We start from the raw sequence: 2,908 nt of genomic DNA, 5'->3' as shown, positions 1-2,908 counted from the left end.
GCCCGCCCACCAGCCGTCGTCGCGCCCCGGCTCCCGGTCCACGGTGACGACGGCGAGCCCGGCGGCCGTGCACAGCGCCGTGACCGGGTCCTCCCGCACGGGATCGAGCAGCAGCATCCCGTCGACGTCGAGCCGTGCCAGCTCGGCGGCGTCCGCGGGCCGCGGCGCGAGCAACATCAGCAGGCCCGCCTCGATGGCCGCGGCGGCGCAGGAGACGGTGAGCTGCTGCAGGTAGTCGGAGTTCCGCATCCACTCCGCCCAGGACGAGCGGTCGGGCGGGATGCAGAGGGCGATCGTGCCGGTGCGGCCGGAGCGCAGCGACTGCGCCGCCCGACGGGGCCGCCAGCCGATCTCCCGCGCCGCCGCCTGCACCCGCTCCCGGGTCAGCGGGTCGACCCGGCCCTTGCCGCTCATCGCCGCCGAGACGGTGGAGACCGAGACCCCGGCGGCGCCCGCCACGTCGGCGATCGTGGGACGGCGGTGCATCGTTCTCCTCCGGGCGCGGGCGGGCGCCCGGAGGAGAACCTACCGTCAGACGACCTGCTGCACCCCGCCGACGAGGATGGTGGTGCCCGCCTGCGCGAAGGTGGCGAGATCGGCGTTGGCCGCCTGGCCCTCCGGGCTCGACATGGCGGCCTGCATCGCCTCGGGGGAGGCGTAGGTCAGGGTCGCGACGAGGTGGTAGGCGGGGGCCGAGCCGTCTGGCCCCGGACCGGGCCGGACGACGGTGTAGGACTCCAGGCCGGGCATCTTCGCCGCTAGCGGTGCGTGGACCTCCTCGTAGTGCTTGTCGAAGTCGTCCTTGTCCGCGGGCTGGTGGTACAGGACGGTCAGCGAGATCGACACGGTTCCTCCGTACTGCGGCACATCGGCGTGCCGCGCCAGGCCCATCTTCGAGGCGACTGCCTCACCCGTGACCCCTGGTCCCACGATGTGGGAGAACCGTGTGACATCGCGGGAGCCGCGGAGCACACTGCGGGCATGCGCACGTCCTGCGTCATTATCGCCTAGCGCGTCGGCAGCCCGATCGGCCGACGCGCAGACCTCCCGCATCCGCGGGGGGTCTTTTTTGTTGCCCTCCCACCACAGGAGCCCAGATCCATGTCCCGGACCGAGCCCGCAGGCACGCCCCTCGGTGACGCCTTCCACGTCTACGACACCACGCTGCGGGACGGCGCCCAGCGCGAGGGCATCTCGTACTCCGTGGCGGACAAGCTCGCCGTCGCCCGCCATCTCGACGGCCTGGGCGTCGGGTTCGTGGAGGGCGGATGGCCGGGTGCGATGCCGAAGGACACCGAGTTCTTCGCCCGCGCCGCCGCCGGGGAGCTCGAGCTGCGGCACGCGGTGCTCGTCGCGTTCGGGGCCACCCGCAAGGCGGGCTCGACGGCGGAACGGGACCCGCAGGTCAGGGCGTTGCTGGACAGCCAGGCCCCGGCGGTCACGCTGGTGGCGAAGTCGGACCGCAGGCACATCGAGCGGGCGCTGCGCACGGACGTCGCGGAGAACTGCGCCATGGTCGCCGACACCGTCCGGTTCCTGACCGGCGAGGGCAGGCGGGTGTTCGTCGACGCCGAGCACTTCTTCGACGGCTACCGGTTCGACCCGGACACCGCCCTGCGGGTGCTCGACGCGGCCATGACCACGGGCGCCGACGTCGCCGTGCTGTGCGACACCAACGGCGGGATGCTGCCGCTGGGGCTCGCGGAGGTCGTCGCCGAGGTCGTCGCGCGGACCGGGTTCCGGATCGGCATCCACTGCCAGGACGACACCGGCTGCGCGGTCGCGAACTCCGTCTCGGCGGTGCAGGCCGGTGCCACGCACGTGCAGTGCACGGCCAACGGCTACGGCGAGCGGACGGGCAACGCGGACCTGTTCGCCGTCGTCGGGAACCTCGCGACGAAGCTGGACATGCCGGTGCTGCCCGCGCTGACCGACCTGACCCGGGTCTCGCACGCGCTGGCGGAGATCGCGAACCTCGCGCCGGACACCCACCAGCCCTACGTCGGGTCGTCGGCGTTCGCGCACAAGGCCGGGCTGCACGCGTCGGCGATCAAGGTGGATCCGGAGCTGTACAACCACCTCGACCCGGCCGTGGTCGGCAACGTGCAGCGGGTGCTGGTCACCGAGATGGCGGGCCGCGCGTCGGTGGAGCTGAAGGGCGCCGAGCTGGGGCTGGCGCTGGCCGAGCGGCCGGACGCGGTGTCGTCGGTGGTCGGCACGGTGAAGGAGCGGGAGGCACAGGGCTGGTCCTTCGAGGCCGCCGACGCGTCCCTCGAGCTGCTGATGCGCGACGCCCTGGGCGAGGAGTCGCGGGTCCCGTTCGCCCTGGAGTCCTACCGGGTGATCATCGAGCGGCGGGCCGCGGCGGAGGCCACCGCGGAGGCGACGGTCAAGCTCGTCGTGAACGGCGAGCGGCTGATCGCGACCCGGGAGGGGAACGGGCCGGTCAACGCGCTCGACGCCGCCCTGCGCGCGGCCCTCGAGCCCTCGTGCCCGTGGCTGGCCGGGATCGAGCTGTCGGACTACAAGGTCCGCATCCTGACGCCGGGTGGTTCGGCGGGCACCCACGCCGTCACCCGCGTGCTCGTGGAGACGAGCGACAAGGCGGGGGAGTGGACGACGGTGGGCGTGCACTCCAACGTGGTCGAGGCGAGCTGGCTGGCCCTGGTCGACGCGCTGACCTACGCCGCCCTCCGCACGGCGTAGCGGCCGCGCCCGGCGCTCTCACCCGGCAGGTGTCGCCACCTTCACTGGCTGCGGCGCCCGCCTCGCCCACCTCGGCGCGTGCTCCTGCCACAGCCCGAGCCCCAGCACCCGGGCGGGCACGATCTGCAGGCCGGGGTGTCGCTGCAGGAACCGCGCGAAGGGGGGCAGCTCGGTCGCCTCGGCGGTGGGGGCGTCGGGGTCG

At 73.7% G+C, this 2,908-nt stretch carries 3 protein-coding genes and 1 pseudogene; 1 reads left to right on the top strand and 3 read right to left on the bottom strand.

From position 1 onward, the window contains the following. Together H5J29_RS27530 and H5J29_RS27525 are read right to left on the bottom strand one after the other, a co-directional pair. The coding region (locus H5J29_RS27530; RefSeq protein WP_181783908.1) for a LacI family DNA-binding transcriptional regulator at positions 1 to 486 on the bottom strand (486 nt) is incomplete at its 3' end. A 45-nt stretch (positions 487 to 531) separates the two neighbouring features. Then, positions 532 to 846 carry an EthD family reductase gene (locus H5J29_RS27525; RefSeq protein ID WP_312858442.1) on the bottom strand — a complete coding sequence of 105 codons (315 nt, stop codon included), beginning with the start codon at positions 844 to 846 and terminating at the stop codon, positions 532 to 534. A 255-nt stretch (positions 847 to 1,101) separates the two neighbouring features. Here H5J29_RS27525 and cimA point away from each other — a divergent pair, with 255 nt between their 5' ends. After that, complete coding sequence (gene cimA, locus H5J29_RS27520) at positions 1,102 to 2,706, top strand: citramalate synthase (protein WP_181783906.1); 1,605 nt, start codon at positions 1,102 to 1,104, stop codon at positions 2,704 to 2,706. Between the two features lie 18 nt (positions 2,707 to 2,724). Here the strand turns inward: cimA and H5J29_RS27515 are convergent. Next, positions 2,725 to 2,908, bottom strand: a pseudogene (locus H5J29_RS27515) (hypothetical protein); the annotation flags it as partial.

Source organism: Pseudonocardia pini (genome assembly GCF_013870575.1).
GTDB classification, from domain to species: Bacteria; Actinomycetota; Actinomycetes; order Mycobacteriales; family Pseudonocardiaceae; genus Pseudonocardia; species Pseudonocardia pini.
Note: the sequence above shows the minus strand (reverse complement) of the source record. Positions and strands in the feature narration are given on the sequence as shown.

Bases quoted from the DNA above. Each gene is read 5' to 3' on its own strand.
- cimA (WP_181783906.1), top strand. From the start codon at position 1,102: ATGTCCCGGACCGAGCCCGCAGGCACGCCCCTCGGTGACGCCTTCCAC.